Origin of the sequence: Vibrio marinisediminis, from assembly GCF_014050145.1 — a bacterium.
GTDB lineage: Bacteria > Pseudomonadota > Gammaproteobacteria > Enterobacterales > Vibrionaceae > Vibrio > Vibrio marinisediminis.
Genome location: NZ_JACFYF010000303.1, coordinates 1 through 257, shown reverse-complemented (window position 1 = coordinate 257; position 257 = coordinate 1). Strand labels below are relative to the sequence as shown.

The following is a 257-nucleotide window of genomic DNA, read 5'->3' as shown; positions in this document are numbered from 1 at the left end:
GGCTTTCGGGCTTCATCCCGATGCGCCCCGCGATCAGGATCTTGTCATAGGGCAGCATCACGCGGCAGCTCCCTTCATCGCAGGTCACGAGCGACAACAGGAACTGCGCGACGCGCTGCGCTCCGGAGCGGGCCTTGAGCTGCTCCACCTCCGCTACAAGCGCGTGCAGATGCGCAAAGGTCGAGGACAGGATGGCGATGCAGACCTCCGGATGGGAGCGCATGACATTGAGCACCTCGGCCGATGGCACCTGCACC

The 257-nt window shown here is 64.6% G+C and carries 1 pseudogene; it reads right to left on the bottom strand.

The features are described 5' to 3' along the window. A pseudogene (dnrD, locus tag H2O73_RS24175) lies at nt 1-257 on the bottom strand (Fnr/Crp family transcriptional regulator DnrD); the annotation flags it as partial.